The 24,188-nt window shown below is 70.8% G+C and carries 20 protein-coding genes; 9 read left to right on the top strand and 11 right to left on the bottom strand.

The window, feature by feature from the left end:
• Positions 1-127 precede the first annotated feature (127 nt).
• From ABZ532_RS14260 to ABZ532_RS14250, 3 genes are read left to right on the top strand one after another with little or no spacing between them, the layout of a single operon-like run.
• Complete coding sequence (locus ABZ532_RS14260) at positions 128-643, top strand: PadR family transcriptional regulator (RefSeq protein ID WP_361282367.1); 516 nt, start codon at positions 128-130, stop codon at positions 641-643.
• Positions 640-1,404, top strand: coding sequence for an ABC transporter ATP-binding protein (locus ABZ532_RS14255; protein ID WP_361282365.1), 765 nt, complete (start codon positions 640-642; stop codon positions 1,402-1,404). The genes ABZ532_RS14260 and ABZ532_RS14255 overlap by 4 nt, the downstream gene beginning before the upstream one ends.
• Before the next feature lie 2 nt (positions 1,405-1,406).
• Positions 1,407-3,713 carry an FtsX-like permease family protein gene (locus ABZ532_RS14250; RefSeq protein ID WP_361282363.1) on the top strand — a complete coding sequence of 769 codons (2,307 nt, stop codon included), beginning with the start codon at positions 1,407-1,409 and terminating at the stop codon, positions 3,711-3,713.
• Between the two features lie 52 nt (positions 3,714-3,765).
• On the opposite strand, the gene ABZ532_RS14245 is transcribed toward ABZ532_RS14250, so the two are convergent.
• Together ABZ532_RS14245 and ABZ532_RS14240 are read right to left on the bottom strand one after the other, a co-directional pair.
• Positions 3,766-4,743 (bottom strand): alpha/beta hydrolase, encoded by a 978-nt coding sequence (locus ABZ532_RS14245; protein WP_361282361.1) that lies wholly within the window; start codon positions 4,741-4,743, stop codon positions 3,766-3,768.
• A 97-nt stretch (positions 4,744-4,840) separates the two neighbouring features.
• On the bottom strand, positions 4,841-5,596 hold the full coding sequence (locus ABZ532_RS14240; protein ID WP_361282359.1) for a class E sortase: 756 nt from the start codon (positions 5,594-5,596) through the stop codon (positions 4,841-4,843).
• A gap of 110 nt (positions 5,597-5,706) precedes the next feature.
• On the opposite strand from ABZ532_RS14240, the gene polX reads away from it, so the two are divergent.
• Positions 5,707-7,428 (top strand): DNA polymerase/3'-5' exonuclease PolX, encoded by a 1,722-nt coding sequence (polX, locus tag ABZ532_RS14235; protein WP_361282357.1) that lies wholly within the window; start codon positions 5,707-5,709, stop codon positions 7,426-7,428.
• 22 nt (positions 7,429-7,450) lie between these two features.
• On the opposite strand, the gene ABZ532_RS14230 is transcribed toward polX, so the two are convergent.
• The 8 genes from ABZ532_RS14230 to ABZ532_RS14195 all read right to left on the bottom strand — a co-directional run bounded on the left by ABZ532_RS14230 (position 7,451) and on the right by ABZ532_RS14195 (position 15,201).
• Complete coding sequence (locus ABZ532_RS14230; protein WP_361282557.1) at positions 7,451-8,275, bottom strand: endo alpha-1,4 polygalactosaminidase; 825 nt, start codon at positions 8,273-8,275, stop codon at positions 7,451-7,453.
• Positions 8,266-8,928, bottom strand: a complete 663-nt coding sequence (locus ABZ532_RS14225; RefSeq protein WP_361282355.1) for a spherulation-specific family 4 protein — start codon at positions 8,926-8,928, stop codon at positions 8,266-8,268. Before ABZ532_RS14225 ends, ABZ532_RS14230 begins: the two co-directional genes overlap by 10 nt.
• Entirely contained in the window at positions 8,925-9,842 is a 918-nt protein-coding gene (locus ABZ532_RS14220) for an NAD(P)-dependent oxidoreductase (RefSeq protein ID WP_361282353.1), read from the bottom strand. Before ABZ532_RS14220 ends, ABZ532_RS14225 begins: the two co-directional genes overlap by 4 nt.
• Before the next feature lie 7 nt (positions 9,843-9,849).
• Positions 9,850-10,563, bottom strand: a complete 714-nt coding sequence (locus tag ABZ532_RS14215) for a sugar phosphate nucleotidyltransferase (protein WP_361282351.1) — start codon at positions 10,561-10,563, stop codon at positions 9,850-9,852.
• A gap of 93 nt (positions 10,564-10,656) precedes the next feature.
• Entirely contained in the window at positions 10,657-11,664 is a 1,008-nt protein-coding gene (locus ABZ532_RS14210) for an SDR family NAD(P)-dependent oxidoreductase (protein WP_361282349.1), read from the bottom strand.
• 157 nt (positions 11,665-11,821) lie between these two features.
• Positions 11,822-13,201, bottom strand: coding sequence for a hypothetical protein (locus tag ABZ532_RS14205; protein WP_361282347.1), 1,380 nt, complete (start codon positions 13,199-13,201; stop codon positions 11,822-11,824).
• Positions 13,198-14,712: a GT4 family glycosyltransferase PelF gene (pelF, locus tag ABZ532_RS14200; RefSeq protein WP_361282345.1), complete on the bottom strand. Its 1,515-nt coding sequence runs from the start codon at positions 14,710-14,712 to the stop codon at positions 13,198-13,200. The genes ABZ532_RS14205 and pelF overlap by 4 nt, the downstream gene beginning before the upstream one ends.
• A 141-nt stretch (positions 14,713-14,853) precedes the next feature.
• Positions 14,854-15,201, bottom strand: coding sequence for a hypothetical protein (locus tag ABZ532_RS14195; protein WP_361282343.1), 348 nt, complete (start codon positions 15,199-15,201; stop codon positions 14,854-14,856).
• A gap of 962 nt (positions 15,202-16,163) precedes the next feature.
• Here ABZ532_RS14195 and ABZ532_RS14190 point away from each other — a divergent pair.
• The 5 genes from ABZ532_RS14190 to ABZ532_RS14170 are packed head-to-tail and all read left to right on the top strand — an operon-like array spanning position 16,164 to position 21,469.
• The gene (locus tag ABZ532_RS14190; protein WP_361282341.1) at positions 16,164-18,245 is read left to right on the top strand and encodes a SpoIIE family protein phosphatase; all 2,082 of its coding nucleotides are present in this window, start codon (positions 16,164-16,166) and stop codon (positions 18,243-18,245) included.
• 2 nt (positions 18,246-18,247) lie between these two features.
• Entirely contained in the window at positions 18,248-19,015 is a 768-nt protein-coding gene (locus ABZ532_RS14185) for an amino acid ABC transporter ATP-binding protein (protein WP_361282339.1), read from the top strand.
• 18 nt (positions 19,016-19,033) lie between these two features.
• On the top strand, positions 19,034-19,870 hold the full coding sequence (locus tag ABZ532_RS14180; RefSeq protein ID WP_361282337.1) for a glutamate ABC transporter substrate-binding protein: 837 nt from the start codon (positions 19,034-19,036) through the stop codon (positions 19,868-19,870).
• A 31-nt stretch (positions 19,871-19,901) separates the two neighbouring features.
• Complete coding sequence (locus ABZ532_RS14175) at positions 19,902-20,567, top strand: amino acid ABC transporter permease (protein WP_361282335.1); 666 nt, start codon at positions 19,902-19,904, stop codon at positions 20,565-20,567.
• Positions 20,564-21,469: an amino acid ABC transporter permease gene (locus ABZ532_RS14170; RefSeq protein WP_361282333.1), complete on the top strand. Its 906-nt coding sequence runs from the start codon at positions 20,564-20,566 to the stop codon at positions 21,467-21,469. Before ABZ532_RS14175 ends, ABZ532_RS14170 begins: the two co-directional genes overlap by 4 nt.
• A gap of 46 nt (positions 21,470-21,515) precedes the next feature.
• Here ABZ532_RS14170 and ABZ532_RS14165 read toward each other — a convergent pair whose 3' ends face one another.
• Positions 21,516-24,185: a SpoIIE family protein phosphatase gene (locus tag ABZ532_RS14165; RefSeq protein WP_361282331.1), complete on the bottom strand. Its 2,670-nt coding sequence runs from the start codon at positions 24,183-24,185 to the stop codon at positions 21,516-21,518.
• Between the last annotated feature and the right edge of the window lie 3 nt (positions 24,186-24,188).

The raw sequence follows: 24,188 nt of genomic DNA, 5'->3' as shown, positions 1-24,188 counted from the left end.
CGCCCTCGTCACTCCGGACAACGGCATGTATACCCGTTAGGCATGGGCGATACTAGGGCCGGTATCGCATGCCGACCGGTATGGCGAATCGGGAAGAGCGGGACAACGACAAGGGAGGAGAGCACGCGTGCGCCTGCCCCTCCTGGCACTTCTCTCCCGGGGCCCGGCTCATGGCTACGAGCTCAAGCAGGACCTTGAGCAACTGCTGGGCTCCGCGTACCCTCAGCCGAACGTCGGCCAGATCTACGTCACACTCGGCCGGCTGGAGAAGTCGGGGCTCATCGAGGGTGAGGACGTCGCCCAGTCGAACAGGCCCAACAAGAGGATCTACCGCCTCACCGATGCCGGGACGGAGGCGCTGCGCGCCTGGTTCGAGGAGACGGCGGACGAGCCACGGGTACGGGACGAGTTCTTCATGAAGCTCGCCCTCGCGCCCCGGACCGGACTCGTCGACCAGATCGCCCTCATCAACAGGCAGCGCCGTGAATACCTCAACACCATGCGCAATCTTTCCAAGCTGTCCGCGACCGAGACCCGGGACAACCGCATAGCGCACCTGCTGATCGAGGGAGCCATGCTGCACCTCCAGGCCGACCTCGACTGGCTCGAGCGCTGCCAGGAGGAACTGGAAGGGCTGGAATGAGCGACACCGCAGACCCCGGTCCGGCCGCACCCCTGCTGCGGGCCGCGGGCCTCGTCAAGACCCACCAGGGTGAGGGCGCGCCCGCGCACGCCGTACGGGGAGTGGACCTCTCCGTACGCCACGGCGAGTTCGTGGCCGTCACCGGCCCGTCCGGCGCGGGCAAGTCGACCCTGCTGCACCTGCTCGGCGGGCTCCAGCGCCCGGACAGCGGCAGCATCTGGCTCGACGGGGAGTGCACGGACTCCTACAGCGAGGCCCGCTGGGCACTGGAGCGCCGGCGGCGGATCGGCATCGTCTTCCAGTTCTTCAACCTGGTGTCCAACCTGACCGTGGCCGACAACGTCGAGCTGCCCGCACTGCTCGCGGGGACCAGCCCGAAGCAGGCCCGCGCCGAGCGGGAGAAGCTGCTCGCCGAGCTCGGCCTGGAGGGCAAGGCACGCAGCATGCCCGGTGAGCTCTCCGGTGGTGAGCAGCAGCGGGTGGCCCTCGCACGCGCCCTGGTGAACCACCCGCGCCTGCTGCTCGCCGACGAACCCGCGGGCAGCCTGGACAGCAAGGCCACCCGGGAGGTGATGCGCCTGCTTTCCCGCTTCCACCAGCGCGGCCAGACGATCCTGCTGGTCACCCACGACGCCCGGCTTGCCAGCGCCGCCGACCGGGTCATCAGCTTCTTCGACGGACGCATAGCCGACGACGCCGAACTCGGCGGCACACCGGCCAGGGGCGGCGGACTGTCCGGCGTCCTGGAACTGAAGGACTGACCGTGCGGGCCACACTGCGCTGGGCGCACGCCGATCTGCGCACACACCGGGGCGAGGCGCTGTTCATCGTCTCGGCCACCGCGGGGATCGTCGCCGCACTGCTGCTGGCCGCCGCGCTCTTCGGTTACGCCACCAACCCCTGGCAGCGGGTGTTCGCCCAGTCCCACGGGGCCCATGTGTGGATCCACACCGGACCGGACGCCGACGCGAGCGCCCTCGCCGCCCTCGACGGCGTCGACGCCGTGTCAGGGCCCTACCGAACCGCGCACGTCACTGTGGAGTCCCGGGGCGCACGTGCTGCCGTCGAACTGCGTGGAGTGGGCACGGAACCGCCCGTCACCGGCCGTCCCCTGCTCACCTCCGGACGCTGGCTGACTGCCGGAACCCCGGACGGGGCCGTCCTGGAGAGCAGCCTGGCCCGCGCCCTGGTCGTCGGGCCGGGCGACGCCCTCACCCTGCCCGGGACCGGGCAGACCCTCACCGTCGTCGGCGTCGCCGACAGCGCCGAGCCCCGCTACCGCCCCGGCGAGCGCGCCGGCACCGTCTGGGCACCCCCCGGTGCCGTACGCGCCGCCGCCGCTGGTGGCGGGGACCGTCCGGGCCAGGTCACCGGACTGCTCCTGGCAGATCCGGAAGACACCGACTACGCCGTCCAGCGTGCCGTCACCCGCCTCGGCGCCGGAGCCGTCACGGATGTGTCGAACTGGCGGCAGGCACGGGCCGAGGCCCAGGGTGACACCCGGCTGCTCGGCCAGGTGCTGGGACTCTTCGGACTCGGAGCCCTGCTCGCCGCTGCCCTCGCCGTCTACGGCGCGATCAGCACCCGGGTACGCGGCCATCTGCGGGACATCTCCATCCTCAAGGCCATCGGATTCACCCCCGGCCAGGTGGTCCGGGTCTTCCTGGTCCAGCACCTGGCGTTCGCCGCGCTCGGCGCGGTCGTCGCCATCGCCCTCACCGGCACACTCGGCAGGCGCATCCCGGGCAGGCTGGGCGAAGCCGTCGGCGTCTGGCAGGGACTGCCGGGTCACACCGCCGCGCTGCTCGCCGTGCCCGTCGGTGCCGTGCTGTTCATCGGCGCCACCACCGCTCTCGCCGCCTGGCGTGCGGGACGGGTTCCCCCGGTGCCGGGACTCGTCGGCGCTCCGGGCGCACGCGGCGGGCTCGCCGGCCCGGCACGCAGCGCTCTGGGCCTTCGGGTACCCCCGGCGCTGGTGCTCGGCTTCCACCGGGCCTTCGTACGCGGACGGCACACACCCGCCACGGTGGCCCGGCTGGCGCTGCCGCTGATGCTGATCACGGTGGCACTCAGCGCATGGACCACCATCGCCCGTTTCGACAGCCGGCCCCAGGAACTCGGACTCGCCGCCGCGCTCACCGCACGCGCCGACAAGGACCTCGCCGACGCCGAGGCAAAGGCCCTCATCGAGCGTGACGACCGGGTCGCCGCGGCACACCCCGGGGTCGAGGTCGCCGCCCTGGCCCCGGGCCAGACCGGCACCATCGCCCTGCGCGGCTTCGGTACCCGGCAGCAGCCCTACCCTTACTCGGTCGCCGAGGGCCGCGCCGCCGCCGGACCCGACGAGGCCGTAGCGGGACAGGGACTGCTCGATCTCCTCGGTGTGCACGTCGGTGACTGGGTCAGGATGACCGTCGGCGGCCACCCCCAGGTCCTGCACATCGTCGGCCGCAGCATCGAACCGGAGAACGCCGGCCGTACCGTCTCCACCTCGCTCGACACCCTCCGCGAGAATGATCCCGCCCTGCGGGCGACCCTCTACCAGGTGCAACTGCGGCCGGGCACGGACCCAGGCGAGGTGCGCACCGCTCTGTCCGAAGCCTCTGGCGGCCGGCTGGACATCCACGAGGTCACCAGCCCCGCCGACCGGCTGTCGGCCATGCGCGGAGTCGTGGCGGGCCTGATCGCCGTGCTGGCCCTGATCGGGCTCACCGAGGTGTCCACGGTGATCGGCGGCACCGTACGGGACGGCGAACGCGACCTTCTCGCCCTGAAGGCGATCGGGCTGTCACCGCGCCAGATCACCGCGGTCACGGTGACCGCCGTCGGCTTCACCGCGCTCGCCGCGGTGACGGTGGGTGCGGGACTCGGTGTGCCGCTGGCCGGCTGGCTGATCGACGCGGAGGGCCGCTCCAGCGGCATCGGCGCCGGCATCGCACATGCGCCGTCCCCCGTGCTGCTGGTGCTGCTGACGGCTGCGGCCGTACTGGGCGCGGTCACGCTCGCCCTGCTGCCCGCGATGCGCGCGGCCCGCCGCAGGCTGGTCGACACCCTGGCGTCGGTCGCCTAGGTCCTGTCCGGCCGCCGGTCAGGACCTGGGTTCTGACCGGTAGCCCGATGACCTACGCGGGAGGACCGTGCAGCGCCTCCCTGAGCGTCGCCGTGGCCTGGCCGATCGCCGCTCCCGCGGCATGCGTGGAGCGCAGCGCGTTCAGCATCACGAAGTCATGGATGATGCCCTGGTACCGCGTGGACGTCACCGGCACACCGGCCTGGCGCAGCTTGTTGGCATACGCCTCGCCCTCGTCGCGCAGCACATCCGCCTCACCGGTGATCACCAGCGCGGGAGGAAGCCCCGCCAGCTCCTCCAGCGACGCACGCAGCGGCGATGCGGTGATCTGTGCGCGTTCGCGCTCGTCGGTCGTGTACTGGTCCCAGAACCACTGCATGCCGTCGCGCCGCAGGAAGTACCCCTCAGCGAACTGGTGGTACGAGGGGGTGTCGAAGTTCGCGTCGGTCACCGGGTAGAAGAGCACCTGCTGCACCAGGGTGACATCGCCGCGCTCCTTCGCCATCAGGGTCAGCGCGATGGCCATGTTCCCGCCCACGGAGTCACCCGCGACGGCCATCCGCGAGGCGTCCAGGTTCTTGCTCATGCCGTCGGAGACCACCCAGCGCGCGACCGCGTAGTTCTGCTCGATCGCGATCGGGTAGTGGGCCTCCGGCGAGCGGTCGTACTCGGGGAAGACCACGGCCGCGCCCACCCCGGAGGCGAGTTCACGCACCAGCCGGTCGTGGGTGTGCGCGTCACCGAACACCCAGCCGGCGCCGTGGATGTACACGATCACAGGGAGGGTCCCGGTGGCACCGGCGGGTTTGACGATACGGGCGCGGACCGAACCCGTGGGGCCGCTGTGGACCGTGATCCACTCCTCGTCGACCGCGGGCATGGTGACATCGCCGGACTGCACGTCGTCCACGGCTCTGCGGCCTTCGGCCGGAGGCATTTCAAAAAGGAACGGGTGGTTGCTCGTGGCTGTCGCGAACTCCGACGCCTCGGGCTCGAGCACCGGAGAGCTGGGCATGTAGGCGGTTGACATCGGCTCTTCTCTCTCGATTTCCCCCGAACGGACCACTCATTCGAGGCTAGGCCGGGCAGTCCGGCCACGCATCACGGCTCCCTCGGGCCGTCATGCGTCACCCCTCCCTCACCGTCGTCAGCAACCCGATCCGGTCGATGCGGTGCTCGGGATTCCCGTGCGCGTCACGCCAGTAGTTGCCTGCCGCGTGGTCCTCCGGCGTGGCACAGGTCGATAGCGTGATCATCGCTTCCACCGGCTGTCTCCCGGGCATCCCGGGGACGGCGGCCCGCTGCTCGGCGAGTGAGCGTCCGGAGCGGAACGAGGTCGTGCGGAGCTCGTTGATCCGGTACTCGTAGACCGTCCCGTCCCAGGTGACCGACACCGTGTCGCCGATACCGAGAGACGGCAGCTCGTGCAGCGGCCCGCCCGCGGCCAGGCGGTGCGCCGTGACGAGATAGTTGCCGACCTGGCCCGGCCCGACTCCGCCCCGCTCCCCGTAGGGGCTGGCGGCGATCCCGCGGTCCTGTATGCGTGTGCCGGGCCCGTCGTCGGTGGTGCCCTGGTAGGGGACGACCTTCAGGTCTCTGACGCCTATCGCGGGGATGGCCAGCCGGGCCGGCTCGGTACGCAGCCGGGCCGGGTCGGATGTCCTGTTCACCGTTGCCGTTGCCGTTGCCGTTGCCGTTGCCGTCGCCGTGGGCGACGGAGCGGTGGACCGGGCCGTGACCGGGGCGGCGGGGGAAGGGGAAGCGGCCGGTCGATCTTTGGTGGGCCGGTCCAGGGCCGTGCAGCCGAGGCTCAGGGCAGCCAGTGCGCCACAGAACGCGAGGCGCACCGCTCGGGATGCAGGGGAAGCAGGGGAAGGGGACATGGATCTCCAGACGGTGCCCGGGTACCTGGCCACACAACGCGCGCACTCGCTCACGTGTTCCCGCGCCGTGATCCAGCGCGCTCCGCCGTGCCCCGTGTGACGCTGGAGCCATGCCCAGGGCCAACGAAGAGATCGAAGTGCTGCTCCAGGAGTACGCCGACCTCATCGCGATCACCGGCGGGGACGCCTTCCGGGCCCGCTCCTACGAGAAGGCCGCCCGGGCCATCGGCGGCTACCACACCGATGTCGCCACACTCGATGCCAAGGGCCTGAAGGAGATCCCCAATGTCGGCAAGTCGATCGCCGACAAGGTCAGCGAGTATCTGACGACCGGGCAGATCGCCGCCGTCGAGGAGCGCAGGCAGTCCATCCCGGCCGGGGTACGCGAGCTCATGACCATCCCCATGCTCGGGCCCAAGAAGGCTCTGCTGCTCTACCAGGAGCTCGAGGTCGCCTCCGTCGACCAGCTCCTCGACGCCATCCATCAGGAGCGCCTGCGGGACCTCAAGGGCTTCGGCCCGAAGACCGAGGAGAACCTGCTCCACGGCATCGCCCTGATGCAGAAGGCCGGGAGCCGGATCCTCCTGAACGCCGCGACGGAATCCGCCGAGCAGATCGTCGCCGCCCTGTCGGAGATCAAGGGCTGCGAGGGCTGTGCCTACGCCGGGTCACTGCGCCGGATGCGGGAGACCATCGGGGACATCGACATCCTCGTCGCCGCGAAGAAGTCGGCGCCCTTCATGGAGGCCCTCGGCAGCCTCCCGTACACCGCCGAGATCATCGCGCACGGCGAGAAGAAGACCTCCATCCGCACCACCAGGGGCCTGCAGATCGATCTGCGGGTCCTTCCACCCGACTCCTGGGGCGGCGGCCTCCAGTACTTCACCGGGTCCAAGGCGCACAACATCCGCACCCGCGGGATCGCCGTCCACCTCGGCCTCAAACTCTCCGAGTACGGACTCTTCGACGCCGAGAGCGGGAAGAAGGTCGCCTCCAGGACCGAGGAGGAGATCTACGAACGCCTCGGCCTGCCCTGGATCGCGCCCACCCTGCGCGAGGACCGGGGCGAGATCGCGGCGGGGCTGCGCGGCGAACTCCCCGATCTGGTCATGGAAAAGGACATCCGAGGGGATCTGCACACCCATACCGATCTCACCGACGGGCTCGCCTCACTCGAGGACATGATCGCCACGGCCGCCGAGCGCGGCTACTCCTACTACGCCGTCACCGACCACGCCCCCGACCTCGCCATGCAGCGGATGACCAGGGAGAAGATGCTTGCCCAGCGCAAGGAGGTGCGTGCACTCGACCGCAGGCACAAGGGGATGCGGCTGCTGCACGGCACCGAGCTCAACATCGGACCGGACGGTGACGTCGACTGGCCCGACGACTTCCTCGCCGGCTTCGACATCTGCGTCGCCTCGATCCACTCGCACTTCAACCAGAGCCGGAAGGCGCTCACCCGCCGCCTGATCCGCGCCTGCGAGAACCCGTACGTCGCGATCATCGGGCATCCCACCACCCGCCGCATCGGCAAACGCCCCGGCATCGACGCCGACTTCGACGCGGTCTTCGAAGCCTGCGCCAGAACCGGCACCGCCCTGGAGATCAACGCGCACCCCGAGCGCCTCGACCTCTGCGACGAGGACATCCTGCGCGCCAAGAGGTACGGGGTGAAGTTCGCGGTGAACTCGGACTCCCACTCCACCACGCATCTGCCGTACATGCGCTACGGAGTGGCCACGGCGCAGCGGGGCTGGCTGACCAAGGACGACATCATCAACACCTGGACGCTCACCAGGCTCCGCCGCTTCCTGCGCCCCGGAACCTGACGGACGAGCACCCCGGCCCGCTTCAGCAGGGCTCCCGCCATGGGTCCAGGTTCAGCCGCTTGCGCATCGACGACAGCCCGAGACGGCGTGCCTCCGCACAGAACTCGCCCGTGGGCAGGGCGTACTCGACATGGAAGACCGCCTTCCCCGCCTTGATGAAGGGGGTGAGCAGCGCACACTCCTCGTACTGGGCGCACTCCTCGTTGACGGCGAAGTCGAAGTCCCGTACCAGCTGGGGGATCTGTGGCAGATCGTTCTTCAGCCCGACGGACAGCCCGCGCTGATGGGCGAGGCGGGCGAGCATCCGGTTGAACGCGAGCTGGTGCTCCGCCGTCAGAGGGAAGCCGGTGTCGTTCAGATACGCGTCCATGAGGTCGGGCTCGATCGCGTCGAAGCCCTTGTCGCGGCACATGTCGAAGCGCCGCTCCAGCAGTGGCCGCAGCACATCGAGGCGGCGGATGTCCAGCCAGCGCTCGCCCCGCCAGCCGTTCGGCTTGCCCCGCACGGCGACGGGGTAGTCGGCCTGGTCGGGCCGGAAGTCCTCCCAGGAGCCGGCGTTGACGTAGCAGATGACCTTGCGGCCGTCCCGGTGCAGCCGGGCCACATCGTCCGCGGTGTTTTCGAAGCCGTCGATGTCGTACACGGGCACGTCGGCCGTGGGGTCCAGCCGGCCGCTCAGCTGCCACTGCCAGGGCGTTCCGGGCGTGGGCAGCCAGCGCGGGTGGTCCGGACCGGGGTTCGGCGCCGGATCCGCTGCGCACCCCGCCAGCAGGAGCAGGCAGAGGACGGTGAGCAGCGCGGAGCACCGAGACCCGCGATGTGCCGGTGTACGAGCGGTCACGCGGATTCCTCGAACAGTACGGGCGGCGGGGCGAGCCATGGGTTGGGCAGCGTATCCGCGACCGCGCACGACACCGCCGCGCCACGCTCGGTGGCCGCCTTCTCGGCCACCCGTGCAAGTGCGGGCGGCACCCCGTACACCAGATGGCAGAACCGTTCCGGCGGGTGACGGGCCGTCCAGCGGGGGAGTGTGAACGATGACAGGTACACCGTCCATGGGCCCTCGAAGGTCACCAGCAGATCCGCGATCCGCGCATAGCCCGGAGCGGGATGGACCCCGTGGTTGAGCACGACGGTCTCCGCTCCGCGCTGCCGCGCAGCCCGCACCAGGCGGCGGCAGCCGGGCAGCGCGGAGCGGTCGGCCGGCACCTGGTCGAAGAAGCAGCCATCGGTGCCGTACCACTCCCGGTGGCGGTCGATGTCGCGGAGCACCGCGTCGTCGGGACGCACCCCGTAGTCCAGGTCGACATAGCCGAGGACGCGCGTCCCCGCCGCCCGCAGTGCGCGGGCGGCGGAGACGAACGCCGGGTCGGGCGAAGTGCCCGGCCCGTCGGCGGTGTTGAGCACCACTCCGTAGATCCGGTCGGCGGCCGAGGCGAGCAGCCGCCAGGCGTCCGGATCTTCGGCGGGATGCACATAGAGCGGCACCAGGAGGCTCATGGCACCGCGTCCAGTCTCGCCTGCGCGGACACCGACTCCCAGAGCACGGCGAGCGAGTCCCCGAGCCCGTACCCGGGTTCCCAGCCCAGTGCCCCGTGCGCCGCGGTGATGTCGGAGCACTGCCAGCCCACACCCGCCGAACGGGCCGATCCGGCCGTCGCCGCCTCCTCGATACGGCCCCGGAAGCCGGCCTCGCTCACAAGCCCGTCCACGAGGTCCCGGATCGGCACGGCCCGTCCGCCGCTGATGTTGAGCACCCGGGGGAGGGGCCCCGTGGTGGTGGTCGCCAGCACGACCGCCCTTGCCAGGTCCCGTACGTCGACGAAGTCGCGGTACGCCGAGAGATCGCCGAACCGGACCACGGCGCCGGGGGCGTCGCCCGCCCGCAGCAGGCGCTCGGCGGTGCCACCGGGCAGGCTGTTCGACGGGGCTCCGGGGCCCACCGGGTTGCCCACCCGCAGCACCACCGCGTCGAGTCCCGACGAGGTCACGGCCAGGGTTCCGGCGAGTTTGGTCGCCCCGTAGGGGGCCACGGGCCCGGGCGGTGCCGTCTCGGCCACCCGGACCCCGTGCTCGGCCGGACCGTACTCCGCCGCCGACCCCAGGTGCACCAGCCGGGCCGAGGGCGCCGCCTCCCGCAGGGCCGCGCACAGCACGGCCGGGCCGCGGGCGTTGACTTCCGCGAGTCTCACCGAGTCGCCGCCGACCGCTCCCGCGCAGTTGACGACCACGTCGGGTGCGAAGTCGGCGAGCGCCTCGGCCAGCCGCCCCGCGTCGGCCGTGGCGAGGTCGACGCGGAGATCGGCGGCCGGCGAGCGGCCACCACTGAACAGCCGCACGCCTCCAAGCGCACGCAACTGTCCGGCGATGTGTCCGCCCAGATACCCGGTGAAACCCAGGACGATGATGCGCATAGGACGTTCAGGCTCCCTTGAGCAACAGGGACTGGTGCGTGGTGAACTCGGCGTTGGCCCGGTCGTAGTCGTCGGGGCGGCCGATGTCCAGCCAGTAGCCGTCGAACTCGTAGGCGTGCGGCGGGTTGCCGTGCTTCAGCAGGTCGAGGACCAGCTCGTCGAAGCCCAGCGGCAGCCCCGGGGTGTACCCGTCGAGGGTGCCGAGGGAGAGCCCGTACACACCCATGGAGACCCGGTAGTCCATGCTGGGCTTCTCCCTGAAGCCCACCACCCGGTTCTCGTCCGTGGTCAGCACACCGAAGTCGATATGGACCTTGCGGGCGTAGGTGGCGATGGTCAGCGCGGCCTCGGACGCGACATGCCGGCGCAGTACGTCGGCGTAGTCGAGGTCGGTGAGGACGTCGCCGTTCATCACCAGGAACGACTCGGGCAGCCGGTCCCGCATGGTCAGCAGGGGGCCCATGGTGCCCAGGGGACTCTCCTCGATCGCGTAGTCGATCGTCAGCCCCCAGCGTGAACCGCTGCCGACGTAGGCGCGGATGATCTGCCCGAGATGGCCGACGGCGATGGTGCAGCTGGTGAATCCGCAGGCGGCGAGCTGCCTGAGGACGATCTCCAGAATCGCGTGCTGGTCTCCGATCGGCACGAGTGGCTTGGGGAGGGCGGTGGTGTACGGACGCAGCCGGATGCCCTTGCCTCCGGCGAGAATCACTGCGTGCATGAGGAGCCCCCTGCGGGTACGGCGGTTTGATGGAACATGGGTGGTGAGGGTCCAGTCCGGTCGTTCTTCGGTGGGTTTCTTGATCGGTAGTCGTCAGATGTTGTAGATGTCGGTCTTGTAGCGAGCGAGGTTGGCGGGGTCGCGGAAGAACTCGACGGTCTTCAGGAGCCCCTGCTCCAGGTCGGATTCCGGTGCCCAGCCCGTCGCCTCGCGCAGTCGGGAGGCGTCGGCGACCAGGCGCATCACCTCGGAAGCGGGGGGGCGGATACGCTGCTCGTCCTCCTGCACGTCGAGGTCGGTGTCCATCACCTTGCCGATCAGCCGGACCAGGTCACCCACCGAGATCTCGCCGCCCGTACCGGCGTTGAAGGTCCGCCCCACCACCGCCTCCGCGGGAGCGGTGCCAACGGCGAGGAAGGCCCGCGCGGTGTCCTTGACGAAGGTGAAGTCCCGGGTGGGCCGCAGGTCCCCGAGGGTGATGGTCTTCGCTCCCGCCGCCACCTGGCCGATGACCGTCGGGATCACGGCGCGCATGGACTGCCGGGGACCGAAGGTGTTGAAGGGGCGCAGAGTCACCACAGGGGTCTCGAAGCTCGCGTGGTAGCTGTCCGCCAGCCGGTCCCCGCCTGCCTTCGAGGCGGCATACGGCGACTGGGTGTTGATGGGGTGGTCCTCGGTGATCGGCACCGTCTGCGCGGTGCCGTAGGTCTCACTCGTGGAGGTGTGCACCAGCCGCGGGATGTCCAGTGCCCGCACCGCCTCCAGCACATTGAGCGTGCCGGTGACATTGGTGTCCACGTAGCTGTGCGGTGCCTGGTACGAGTACGGGATCGCGATCAGCGCGGCGAGGTGGTAGACGGCGTCGGCGCCCTGGACGAGGCCGCGGACGGACCCCGGGTCGCGGACATCGCCGAGGACGATCTCCACCTCGTCGAGTACCTCCGACGGCAGAGTCTCCAGCCAGCCGTAGGAGGAGAAGGAGTTGTACTGGGCCATGGCGCGCACCCGGTAGCCGGCGGCGACCAGGGTCTCGGTCAGATGGGAGCCGATGAAGCCCTCGGCCCCGGTGACGGCGGCCAGGGGAGCTGAAGTCGAGGTCACGGTGAGTGGTTCCTTTCCTGGGACGTGCTGTGTGGTGCCCGGGGGCTGTCCCCGGTGTTTCTGGTGGCTGTCTCGAACCCGTGTCTGTTGGTGATCGTGGATGTGCGATGCGTAGTGGTCCCGGACCGTGCGGGACTGCCCCGGGTCGGGCGGGGAATCAGGCGTGTGCGGTGGGCCGCCCCAGTAGCCACAGCGCGCTCGCGGTGAGGAGCACCGCGGCGGTGGCGCAGCACAGCAGCAGGACCGATGTGTCCGGTGCTCCGGCCGTGACCGCCGAGAGCGCCGCTACCGAGGCCGCGCCGACGGTGATCACGGCCGGGGTCCAGGCGATACCGAACGCCTGAAGGAGCAGCGCCGTCCACAGCAGGGCCGCGACGGCGACCACCGGCCCGGGCGGCGCTTCCGTCAGCAGCGCGGCCGGTACGAGCGGCAGCAGATAGCCGCCGAGGCAGATTGCCAGCGTCCCCGCCGACCGGAGCCGGAAGCCCGGCTCGTCCGCCGCCGCCCTCAGCGCCGTGAGCGAGAGGCCCCGATAGCGGTACAGCAGCCACTCCGCGGGGCCCATGCTCAAGGTCAGCGCCACAACGGCCAGCGCACTGCGCTGTCCCACGAACGTCACCAGCACCCCCGCGCCCAGCCCGAACAGCCCGTACGGCAGCGACGCGAAAAGCTTCGGCCGGGTGCCGTCCCCGGCCACCGCACCGGCTCGCAGCATCTCCAGGACGGAGCGCCCCGCAGCGGCGAGGGACAACAGCACCGTCAACGCCGGCAGGGCGATCCGCACCACGGCACCCGGTTCCCACCACGGCAACACCGCGGTGCCCGCGATCAGCGGGGCCAGCGTGGCCAGCAGCAGCCGCTCCCTCCCGCACACCAGCAGCACCCCGGCCGCGGCGAGATACAGCGACTGGCCCACGGCGAACAGCGCCGCAGGCCCGGGGCCCGCCACGGCAAGCGCCGCAGCCGAAGAGATCAGCGCACCGGCCGGGGCGCCGGACAGCAGCGTCCTGCCCGACTCCCGCCGCCCCACCGCCAGCCGCAGATACGCCCGGTGGCTGAGCGCCTGCCCCCATGCCCAGGACAGCAGCCCGGCCGCAATCAGCGCGTACACCCCCCGCTCCCCGTGCCACAGCCGCCCGGTCAGGACATACGCGAGACCCGGCAGGGCGAACAGCACGCCGCGCAGAGCGCACCGGACATGGTCCGGCGCCCAGGGATCGGCGCCTCGCGGCGGCTCGGGAAAGCTGCGCGGCACCCGTCCGTAGAGATCCCCGGCCAGCGAGAACAGACCCGGATGGCGGTACCGCTCCCTGATCTGTTCACCGGTCAGCCCCTCCGACTCGAGTAGGGCGGCCACCTCCCAGGCGTGCACGGCGGGCCCGATCTGGTCGGCCATGTCCGCCGCCAGCCGGTCCACCGGATCCTCGGGAGCCCTGGCCACACGCAGCGCGAGCGTGGTGTCGTGGGTGGCGCTCAGCCGCAGGGCCAGCGTGTCATCACGGCCGCCACCGGGTTCGAGGGACAGGGGGCCGCTCATCCGGCCACGCTCCTCAGCATCACCGTGCTGTCGAGGTCCGCGCCCCATGGATCGGCGAGCTGGAACATGCCGCGCACGGACAGGTCCAGATAGATGCCCCGAAAGGTCTCGATGGTCTGACGGAGCGTGAACTGATCGATGACCCTCAGCCTGGCCGCCTCACCCATCGCCGCCCGGCGTGCCGGGTCGCCCAGCAGTTCCAGAGCCGCGGCCGCCATCGCGGCCGGATCGCGCGGCGGCACGACGAGTCCGGCGTCGCCCACGGCCTCCCGTACCCCGCCCACATCGGTGGAGATGGTCGCCCGGCCGCACGACATGGCCTCTATGAGGGTGAAGGGGAAGCCCTCGCTGATGCTGGAGAGCATCACCACACTGCCCGCCGCATAGGCGTCCCGGATGTCGTCGACCCGGCCCTCGAAGGTGACCGCGTCGCCCTGTCCCAGCGAGGCGGCCAGCGCCTCACACCGCTCCCGGTACGCCTCGCCGCCGCGCGGGGTACCGCCGAACAGCCGCAGCGTGGCCTCCGGAAGCACTTCCCGGACTTCCGCGAACGCCCTGATCAGGGTCTCCAGGTCCTTGATCGGGTCGACCCGGCCGGCCCAGCTGAGAGTCGGGCGCTGCGGTTCGGGGCCCGCGGGCGGGAAGGCCGCGGGGTCGACGCCGTTGTAGACCGTGCGGATGAGCTGCGGATCGGCTCCGCCCTCCTCCTCCCAGAGCCGGTTGTAGCGGTTGCCGGGGGTGACCAGGGCGGCCTGCCGGTAGGTCTCCTCGGCCAGCAGCCGGAAGAAACCGAGCAGCACCGCCTTCACGGGCCATCGGTACGGCCCCGTGCGGTAGCCCAGATAGCGCTCCCGCAGATACACCCCGTGCTCCGTCAGCAGCAGTGGCACACCGTGCAGTTCCTTGGCGGCGAGCCCGGGGAGGACGGCGACGCCCCCGCTGACCGCGTGGGCGACCCCGTGCTCGGGCGGCCGGGCGCTCAGGGGCCGCAGCGCGTGCTCAAGGAGACCGGTGGCGGTGACGGCGTCGTGCAGGGTGGGACGGGCCTCGCGTACCGGCAGGCCCCGCCGGTTCCACACCCCGGTCAGCACCCGCAGGGCCCGGTCACCGCGCAGCGCGGGGCTGAGCCGGCCGTCCCGGGCGGCGTGCGCCATCTCGTACAGCGCGGGGGCGAAACCATCCTCGGCCGACGGGTCGAGAAGGGCGGTCAGGAATCTCTCGTACGAGGCCATCAGCAGGCGCTCCCGGCGCCCGCGTGGCGGCGCGCCCGTCGGCGCCGGACCCCACATGGGCACCGTCACGGGCTCGGACACATGCTGCGGCAGGTCCCAGGCGAGTGACTCGCGGCCGGTGCCGGTCACCGCGATCACGTCGAAGTCGATATCGGGCATACCACTGACGAGTTGGTCGCACCAGACACTCACCCCGCCGTGACTGTGGGGGTAGGTGCCTTCGGTGAGCAGGGTGACCCGCGCCGCGCCCGGGCGCGGCGCGCGGTGCTGAACGTGCATGGAATGGGCTCCACGGCAGTAAAGAACGGTGCGGATAGCGAGCGGATCGGGTTCCGGGCGCGAACGGCTCCTGGAACCCGATGCCTCGCGACGAGCCGGAGCGGCCCGGTACGAGCGGCCCGGTACGAGCGGGCCGCTGGTTCAGCTGCGCCGGGTTCGGCCCGGGGCCGCCGGGTTCCCGAGCCCGGCGGCCCCGGGTACGTCCGGCGACGGTGCCGTGGCGGTGGTGGCCAGGAACCCGGCGTCGGTCACCGGGCGCTGGGCGTCGCTGGGTTCGGCGGCGGTGTACGGGGTGCCCGGGCCGTCGAGCCCGGCGGTGGGCGAGGCCGTGGCCGCCCCCCTGTCTGACATGGCCAGCACCCGCAGATCGATGCGCGGTGTCCCGTCGGCGGCCTGCGCGGGCGCCGACGGCACCCCGAGCGTGAGGCTGCGTGCTCCTGCGGTGAGCGCGGCCGTGCGTATGGTCCGCGAAGTGCGGGTCCGCTTCATGCGGTGAAAGTCCCTCCCCCTAACCCCCCGGCACGACGACCACGCCCTCCCCCGAGCGCGGAAGTCGCCATGCCCTGTCGGTCACATGGTGGCGCCTGCTGTGTGGGTTCTGTGCGCCTTACGTGAAAGTTGACGCAAAAGCGCAGGGGATCGAGTCGGCCCGGGTCGTGACGCGATCAAGCGGGCGCAGCGGGAAAACGCTTACATTCGCCAGTGGTCCAGACAACGCGATGGATCGCGACCTGATGATTTTCAGCCAATGTGATGCGCGTACTGCGGGGGATGCGCCCGTGTGCGAGCCGACGATGGCCGACGGCGCGGTGCGCGATGGACCGCTGTACTGGTGCGCGTGTGCCAGAGGGGGAAGGCCTGGTCACAAGGGGCGGATGGGGCAAGCGGGTCGGGGAGTGTCGCGCGTCAGGCTGTGCCCCGTGTGGCCTGTGGCTCGGAGGTGGGCGGGTCGCAGGCGACATGGATGTGTGGCGTGTTCGCGATGGCGTCCTTGCTGCTTTGGCCGTTGTTGTACTCGCAGTAAAGGCACGAGTGGAAGCCGATGTCGTCGTCGCGGCCCGAGTCGCCCGCGAGCCCGTAGGTCAGGGTGACCGTCGGGCTGGGTAAGGCTAGGAGGGCGCCGCCCGCCGCGTCTGCCCCGTTCGGAGTACGGGACAGCCCTTCCGGCGAGAAACCGGCGGTTTCGAACGGGGGCGGGCGCGTGCCGTGCCCCGCGCGCCGCCCGGCATATGCACCGGTGAGACGCCTGCGCCCGCTCTGCGGAGTCCGTCGCCGAACGTGCGCGAGCCGCCACTCGGCGCTCTCCGGCAATGGCCGGTTCCGGGCACTTCACCCGGTCGGACCCGAGCCGGGGTGCGCTACCCCGCGCGGCGCGGCTCAATGGAGGACAAGGTGTGCACACCTGCGCCGTACGACCGGCAAAGCCGTACGACAAAGGAGGTCCGTACGGCATGGATCCCGACTTCGATGAGGCAGTGCTCGACGCGCTCTTCACACAGCCCCCGATCGGGCTGCACGTGATGGACCGCGAGCTGCGCATCGTGCGGTTCAACTCCGCCGCGCCGGGGGTGCGGGGCCTGGAGGCGCGCAAGCTGCAGGGCCGCACCTGGCGGGAGCTCGGGCTCATCGACGCCGAAACCGAGCAAAGGGTGCGCCGGGTGCTCGACACCGGCGAAGCGATCAAGGACCTGCGCTACCGGGGGCGGCTGCCCGGCACAGGCGAGGACGTCAGACTGCTGTCCATCACCGCGTTCCGCATCCGTGACCGCGAGGGAAACCCCCTGGGTGTCGCGGCGACCACGGTGGACATCACCGAACGTGACAGCGCCGAGCGGCGTCTCGACCTGCTCTACCGGGCCGGAGCGGCCATCGGCAGCACCCTCGACGTCTTCCGCACCGCGCAGGAGCTCACCGACGTCGCCGCGCCCGAGCTGGCCGACGCCGCCGTGGTCGATGTACTGGACTCCGTCCTGCACGGCGAAGCCCCAGCCCCCGGCCCGCTGACCGAGCCCATCACCGTCCGCAGGGCGGGCATCCGCGTCGCCGGCTCCCTCGCCCAGCAGAATCCCATCCGGGTCGGCGACGTGCGGGTGATGCCGTACGGCACCCCCTTCGCCGGGGCGCTGGGCGATCTGCAACCACGGCTCATAAGGGAGCTGGAGGCCGACGACACCCGCCTCGCCCGGGATCCGCGGTGGGCGGAGCTGCTGCGGGAAGCGGGCGCACACTCCCTGATGGCCGTTCCGCTCACCGCACGCGGGGTGGTGCTGGGCATGGCGGCCTTCTACCGTCTGCGCGGCTCCGACCCCTTCGACGAAGCGGACCTCGAGCTCGCGACCGACCTGGTGGCCAGGGCCGCCGTCTGCGTGGACAACGCCCGCCGCTTCACCCGTGAGCACACCCTCGCACGTCTCACCCAGCGCACCCTGGTGCCCGCCCGGCTCCCGGCGCACAGCGCCCTGGAGACCGCCTACGCTTATCTGCCGGTGGCATCCGGCGGAGCCTGGTACGACGTCCTGCCGCTCTCCGGGACCCGGGTGGCGCTCGTGGCAGGCGACGTGTCGGGCCGGGGAATGCGGGCCGTGACCACCATGGGGAGGTTGCGCACGGCTGTCGGGGCCTTCGCCGCCATGGACCTCCAGCCCGACGATCTCCTCGCCCGGCTGGACGACCTGACGGTGCGGCTCGGAAGTGAGCTACGGGAACCGGGCCGCGACGAACCGCTCCTGACGGCGTCATGCGTCTACGCGGTGTACGACCCCGCCACCGGGCTCTGCGCCGTGGCCCGCGCGGGCCACCCCCCGCCCGTCCTGGTGCCTCCGGACGGGCAGATCCGGGTGATCGACGGCCCGGACGGCCCGGTGCTGGGCAGGGGCGCGGGCGAGTACACCGCCACCACCGTCCGGCTCCCCGAAGGCAGTGTCCTCGTCCTCCAGAACCAGGCAATGTTCCCGGGGACGCCGGACCCGGGAAGCACGGACAGCCGGCTCGCTCACTACCGCTCCGTCCTGAGCCGGCCCGACACTCCCCTGCAGGAGCTGTGCGACAGGCTGCTGGCAGCCCTGCTCCCCGACGAGCCCCAGGACGACGCCCTGGTGCTGATGGCCCGCACCCGCGTCCTCGGCCCCGACCGCATCGGCTCCTGGAACCTGCCCAACGAGCCGGCCAGCGCGGCCGCCGCCCGCCGCCTCGTCTCCGGGCTGCTCGGCACATGGGGCCTCGGGGAGCTGGGTTTCAGTACCGAGCTCATCGCCACCGAGCTGGTCACCAACGCCGTCCGCTACTCCTCCGGGTCCGTCGAGCTCCGGCTGATCCGGGACGCCGCCCTCATCTGCGAGGTGTCCGACACCAGCACCGCGGCGCCCCATCTGCGGCACGCCGAGGACGACGACGAGGGCGGCCGGGGACTGGACATGGTCGCCCACATCAGCCGCCGCTGGGGGACCCGGCTGACCGGAGGCGGCAAGACCATCTGGACGGAACAGCAGCTGCCCGAGCCCTCCCCGGTGCCCGGTGACCGAGAGGCGGGGTGAACGTGAGCACGGACCATCCCGCCGCGGGTACGGGCAGCGCACTGGTCGAGCTGAGCAAGGTCAACAAGCACTTCGGCGCCCTGCACGTGCTCCGGGACATCGACCTGACCGTCCACCGGGGCGAAGTGGTCGTCGTCATCGGGCCGTCCGGGTCCGGCAAGTCGACCCTGTGCCGCGCCATCAACCGCCTGGAGACCATCGACTCGGGCGAGATCGTCATCGACGGCAGACCGCTCCCGGCCGAAGGCAGGGAGCTCGCCCGGCTGCGCGCCGACGTCGGCATGGTGTTCCAGTCCTTCAACCTCTTCGCCCACAAGACCGTGCTCCAGAACGTCACGCTCGGACAGCTCAAGGTCCGCAAGAAGCAGAAGTCCGAGGCCGAGGCACGGGCCCGCTCACTGCTGAACAGGGTCGGGGTCGCCGCCCAGGCGGACAAGTACCCCGCCCAGCTCTCCGGCGGCCAGCAGCAACGCGTCGCCATCGCCCGGGCCCTGGCCATGGACCCGAAGATCATGCTCTTCGACGAGCCCACCTCGGCACTGGACCCGGAGATGATCAACGAAGTGCTGGAGGTCATGCGGCAGCTCGCCCGGGACGGCATGACCATGGTGGTCGTCACGCACGAGATGGGTTTCGCCCGTTCGGCCGCCAACCGCGTGGTGTTCATGGCCGACGGGCGGATCGTGGAGGAGACGACGCCCGACGCGTTCTTCACGAACCCGCGCAGCGACCGAGCCAGGGACTTCCTGTCGAAGATCCTTCACCACTGACTTCCAGGGACGATCACCATGAAGCTACGCAAGGCCACCATGGCAGCCGCCGCGCTCCTGCTGCCCCTGACCGGCACCGTAGCCGCCTGCGGCTCGGACGGCGGCGGTCAGACCGGCGACGACAAGGACAAGATCACAGTCGGTATCAAGTACGACCAGCCGGGCATCGGGCTGAAGACCCCGGACGGCAAGTACACGGGCTTCGACGTCGACGTGGCTACGTACATAGCGAAGCAGCTGGGCTACAAGCCCGACCAGATCGTGTGGAAGGAAGCCAAGAGCGCCGACCGCGAGACGCTGCTCCAGCGGGGCGACGTGGACTTCATCGCGGCCTCGTACTCCATCAACGACGAGCGCCGCAAGAAGGTCGACTTCGCGGGCCCGTATCTGCTGGCCCACCAGGACGTCCTCGTGCGCGCGAACGACGGCTCCATCACCAAGCCGTCGGATCTGAACAACAAGAAGCTCTGCTCCGTCACGGGTTCCACCTCGGCGCAGAACGTCAAGACCAAGATCGCCCCCCAGGCCCAGCTCCAGGAGTACGGCGGCTACTCCGAATGCCTGACCGGGCTGGAGAACAAGGCCGTCGACGCGCTGACCACCGACGACTCGATCCTCGCCGGATACGCGGCACAGGAGCAGTTCAAGGGGAAGTTCAAGCTCGGCGGGTTCAAGCTGAGCAACGAGAACTACGGCATCGGGGTCCAGAAGGGCAGCGAGCTCAAGAACAAGATCAACGCCGCCCTGGAGAAGATGGTCAAGGACGGCACCTGGGAAGCGTATGTGAAGAAGAACTTCGGACCCGCCGGATACCGGAACGAGCCGCCGCCGAAGATCGGCGTCGTCGTCAGCTGACGGCCCGACGCGAAGCGGAAGGCGGGAGCCCGTGTTCGACTTCCTTGAGGGGTACGACCTGCTCGGGGCCTTCTGGACCACCATCCGGCTCACGGTCTATTCCGCCGTCGGGGCGCTGGTGTGGGGCACCGTGCTGGCGGCGATGAGGGTCAGCCCCGTGCCCCTGATGCGCGGTGTCGGCGCCGCGTACGTCAACATCGTGCGGAACATCCCGCTGACCGTCATCATCGTCTTCACCTCCCTCGGTCTGTTCCAGACCCTCGGAGTGACCCTGGGAGCGAGCACCTTCGAGGGGATCAACTTCCGGCTGGCGGTGCTCGGACTGACCGCCTACACGGCGGCGTTCGTCTGCGAGGCCCTGAGGTCCGGGATCAACACCGTGCCCGTCGGACAGGTGGAGGCCGCCCGGGCCATCGGCCTGAGCTTTCCGCAGGTGCTCGGCCTCATCGTGCTCCCGCAGTCCTTCCGCTCCGTGGTCGGACCACTGGCGAACGTGCTGATCGCCCTGACCAAGAACACCACGGTGGCCGCTGCCATCGGGGTCGCCGAGGCCGCGCTGCTGATGCGGGAGATGATCGAGAACGAAGCCCAGCTCATCCTGATCTCCGCCATCTTCGCCTTCGGGTTCATCTGCCTCACCCTGCCCATGGGGCTGCTGCTCGGCTGGGTGGCAAGGAAGGTGGCGGTGCGGCGATGACCTCCGTGCTCTACGACGCGCCCGGACCGCGCGCCCGGCGGCGCAACGCCGTGTACACAGCGGTCTTCCTCGTCGCGCTCGCCGCCCTGATCTGGTGGGTCGTGCGCAGCCTCGCCGAGAAGGGCCAGCTGGAGTGGTCCAAATGGGCGCCGTTCTTCACCGATCCGCGGGTATGGACGACCTACATCCTCCCGGGCCTGGAGTACACCCTCGTCGGCGCGGCCCTCTCCATGGCGATCGCCCTGCCGCTCGGCGCGCTGTTCGGCATCGCCCGGCTGTCTCAGCATCGGTGGGTCCTGGCCGTCGCGGGATTGTTCGTGGAGTTCTTCCGTGCCATCCCCGTGCTCGTCCTGATGCTGTTCGCCAACGCCGCGTACGCCGAGTTCACAGCCGTCAGCCCGGACGACCGTCCGCTGTACGCAGTGGTGACCGGGCTGGTGCTCTACAACGCCTCCGTGCTCGCCGAGATCGTCCGCGCGGGCATTCTGTCCCTGCCCGGCGGCCAGACGGACGCGGCCAAGGCGATCGGCATGCGCAAGGGCCAGTCGATGCGGTACGTGCTGCTGCCGCAGTCGGTGACGGCCATGCTCCCGGCGATCGTCAGCCAGCTCGTGGTCATCGTGAAGGACACGGCGCTCGGCGGAGCGGTTCTGGGCTTCTCCGAACTGCTGGCATCGGTCCGACCGATGAGCGCCAACTACGGCGCCAACACCATCGCCAGTTTCACCGTCGTGGCCGTCGTCTTCATCGTGCTGAACTTCGCCCTGACCACCTTCGCGGGCTGGCTGGAGCGGCGGCTCAGGCGCGGCAGGAAGTCGACCGGAGCGGTGGTCGGCGCCGACGCGGTCGCGGAGTTCGCGACACCGGGGGAGCACGTGAATCCGGGGCAGGAGCGGACCTGAGTGCGGCGGCCCGGCCCTGCGCCTCAGCGTGGGCCGGCCCTGAGCATCAGAGCAGCTCGTCGTCCGTGAAACCGAGAAGCGAGGTCACCCCGTCATGAGGCGCGTTGCCGTGCAGCGGCAGCTCCGCCCAGATGATCTTTCCGCCGTGGGTGTAGCGGGTGCCCCAGCGCTGGGCGAGCTGCGCCACCAGGAACAGCCCACGGCCGCCCTCGTCGGTGGTGGCCGCGTACCGCAGATGGGGCGAGGTGTTGCTGCCGTCGGCCACCTCGACGGTCAGGCTCTGGTCGTGGAGCAGCCGCACGCGGATCGGCCCCGAGCCGTACCGGATGGCGTTGGTGAGCAGCTCGCTGAGGATCAGTTCGGTGCCGAAGGCGAGGTCCGCCAGCCCCCAGGCCTCCAGGGTGCGGCCGGCCCTGGCCCGCATCCCGGAGACCGCGCTCGGATCGGACGGCACCTCCCACTCGGTGACCCGGTCCGAGCCGAGGTGCCGGGTGCGGGCGATCAGCAGCGCCACATCGTCCTTCGCGCGGGCCGGCAGCAGCGCGTCCAGCACGTCCTGGCAGGTCTCGTCCGGGGTGCGGTCGGCGTGGGCGAGCGCCTGACGCAACAGCTCGATACCGACGTCGATGTCCCGGCTGCGGTCCTCGATCAGACCGTCCGTGTAGAACACCAGCCGACTGCCCTCCTCCAGCGTCAGCTCCGCCGCCTCGAACGGCATGCCTCCCAGACCGAGCGGGGGCCCGGCCGGCAGCTCGGGGAAGTCCACCCGGCCGTCGGGGTGCACCAGAGCGGGCAGCGGGTGGCCCGCCCTGGCCATGGAGCAGGTGCGGGAGACGGGGTCGTAGACGGCGTACAGACATGTGGCGCCGGTCATCGACGGGCTCCCCTCACCACCGGGCTCGTCCTGGTCGATCCGCCCCACCAGGTCGTCCAGATGCCCGAGCAACTCGTCCGGAGGCAGGTCCAGGGTCGAGAAGTTGTGCACCGCCGTACGCAGCCGTCCCATCGTCGCGGCGGCGTGCAGCCCGTGGCCCACCACGTCACCGACCACCAGGGCCACCCTGCTGCCCGGCAGCGGAATCACGTCGAACCAGTCTCCGCCGACCCCCGACTGCGCCGGCAGATAGCGGTGCGCCACCTCGACCGCGCTCTGCTCCGGGAGGGCACGGGGCAGCAGACTGCGCTGAAGGGTCACGGCCAGGGCGTGCTCGCGCGTGTAGCGGCGGGCGTTGTCGACGGACACCGCGGCCCGCGCCACCAGCTCCTCCGCCAGTGACAGATCCTCGTCCTCGAAGGGGCCGGGCTTCTCGGAGCGCCAGAAGTTGGCCACGCCGAGGACCACGCCGCGTGCCTGGAGCGGCACGGTGATCAGCGAGTGGATGCCGTACGAGACCACGGCGTGCGTCCGGTCCGGATCCTGGGCCAGCCAGCCCGGGGCGTCCGACAGATCGGGCACGAGTTCCGCCACCCCGGTGCCGAGCCCCCTGGCCTGTGGAGTCGACGGCAGGAAGGCGATCAGCTTGCCGAGCTCGTAGAGGGGGTGGTCGTCGCGGATGCCGCTCACCGCCGTGCGGCGCATATGAGGGGTGCCCGTGCCGTTCGGCTCCTCGCCGTTCAGCACCGGGTCGGCCAGGTCGACGGTCACGAAGTCCGCGAAGCGGGGTACCGCGACATTCGCGAGCTCCCGTGCGGTCCGGGTGACGTCGAGCGTCGTCCCGATGCCCACCCCGGCGTCGTACAGCAGCTGGAGCCGCTTGCGGGCCAGTTCCGCCCTGCCCGTCAGGGCCTGGAGCTCCGTGGAGTCGCGGATGGTGGCGACGGTGCCCAGCGGGCCGCCCGGCCCGTCGGTGGGCCGCTGGTTGACCACCAGCAGCCGTTCCCCGGCCGAGTGGACCTCGTCGGTGGCGGTACGACCCGAACCGAGCAGCTCGGCGGTGGCGGGATCGAGCCCCGGCAGGCCGGCGACCGGCTGCCCCTCGGCGTCCTGGCCCAGGTCGAGGAGTCGTTTCGCCTCGTCGTTCGCGAGCACCAGACGGCCGTCCCCGCCGACGATGACGACACCCTCGCGCACCGCGTGCAGCACGGCGTCGTGGTGCTCGTACATCCGGGTCATCTCGGCGGGCCCCAGGCCGTGCGTCTGGCGTTTGAGCCGCCGGGTGGTCAGCGCCGTACCGGCCGTGGCGAGGGCCAGCCCGACCGCCCCGGCACCGAGGATCACCGGCAGCTGACGGTTCACCGCACCCGCCACGTTCTTGACCTTGAGCCCCGCGGAAACGAGGGCGACCACCTTGCCGTCGCGCGCGGTCACCGGCACTACCGCCTGCACCTCGTGACCCAGCGGTCCGTGGACGCTCTCGACGAGCACCTCACCCCTCAGCGAGGGCTCGATCGTCCCGACGAACCGGTGCCCGATCCGCTCCGGCAGGGGATGGGTGTAGCGGATCCCCTTGGTGTCCATCACCACGATGAAGTCGACCCCCGCGGCCTTGCGGGTCTCCTCGGTGATCGGCTGGAGCACCCGCGAGGGGTTGGGCAGTTTCAGCGTGGCCTGGAGCCCCGGGGAGTGAGCAAACGTTTCCGCCACCGCGATGGAGCGGTTCTGTGCCTCGCGGTCGGTGTCGTGCCTGGACTGGAGCACCAGAGCCAGGATCGTCCCGAGCACGAGCAGGACCACGACCGCCACCTGGAGGACGAAGACCTGCCCGGCGACGCTCATGGG

It is taken from the genome of Streptomyces sp. NPDC019396, assembly GCF_040632375.1.
Taxonomy (GTDB): domain Bacteria; phylum Actinomycetota; class Actinomycetes; order Streptomycetales; family Streptomycetaceae; genus Streptomyces.
The sequence above is the reverse complement of the archived record's forward strand: the minus strand, read 5'-3'. Positions and strand labels throughout refer to the sequence as shown.

What these genes read in the sequence shown, in the direction of transcription:
- ABZ532_RS14255 (WP_361282365.1), top strand. Translation starts at nt 640, where the DNA reads ATGAGCGACACCGCAGACCCCGGTCCGGCCGCACCCCTGCTGCGGGCC.
- ABZ532_RS14245 (WP_361282361.1), bottom strand. Translation starts at nt 4,743, where the DNA reads ATGTCAACCGCCTACATGCCCAGCTCTCCGGTGCTCGAGCCCGAGGCG.
- ABZ532_RS14240 (WP_361282359.1), bottom strand. Translation starts at nt 5,596, where the DNA reads ATGTCCCCTTCCCCTGCTTCCCCTGCATCCCGAGCGGTGCGCCTCGCG.
- polX (WP_361282357.1), top strand. Translation starts at nt 5,707, where the DNA reads ATGCCCAGGGCCAACGAAGAGATCGAAGTGCTGCTCCAGGAGTACGCC.
- ABZ532_RS14225 (WP_361282355.1), bottom strand. Translation starts at nt 8,928, where the DNA reads ATGAGCCTCCTGGTGCCGCTCTATGTGCATCCCGCCGAAGATCCGGAC.
- ABZ532_RS14220 (WP_361282353.1), bottom strand. Translation starts at nt 9,842, where the DNA reads ATGCGCATCATCGTCCTGGGTTTCACCGGGTATCTGGGCGGACACATC.
- ABZ532_RS14215 (WP_361282351.1), bottom strand. Translation starts at nt 10,563, where the DNA reads ATGCACGCAGTGATTCTCGCCGGAGGCAAGGGCATCCGGCTGCGTCCG.
- ABZ532_RS14205 (WP_361282347.1), bottom strand. Translation starts at nt 13,201, where the DNA reads ATGAGCGGCCCCCTGTCCCTCGAACCCGGTGGCGGCCGTGATGACACG.
- pelF (WP_361282345.1), bottom strand. Translation starts at nt 14,712, where the DNA reads ATGCACGTTCAGCACCGCGCGCCGCGCCCGGGCGCGGCGCGGGTCACC.
- ABZ532_RS14195 (WP_361282343.1), bottom strand. Translation starts at nt 15,201, where the DNA reads ATGAAGCGGACCCGCACTTCGCGGACCATACGCACGGCCGCGCTCACC.
- ABZ532_RS14190 (WP_361282341.1), top strand. Translation starts at nt 16,164, where the DNA reads ATGGATCCCGACTTCGATGAGGCAGTGCTCGACGCGCTCTTCACACAG.
- ABZ532_RS14180 (WP_361282337.1), top strand. Translation starts at nt 19,034, where the DNA reads ATGAAGCTACGCAAGGCCACCATGGCAGCCGCCGCGCTCCTGCTGCCC.
- ABZ532_RS14170 (WP_361282333.1), top strand. Translation starts at nt 20,564, where the DNA reads ATGACCTCCGTGCTCTACGACGCGCCCGGACCGCGCGCCCGGCGGCGC.
- ABZ532_RS14165 (WP_361282331.1), bottom strand. Translation starts at nt 24,185, where the DNA reads ATGAGCGTCGCCGGGCAGGTCTTCGTCCTCCAGGTGGCGGTCGTGGTC.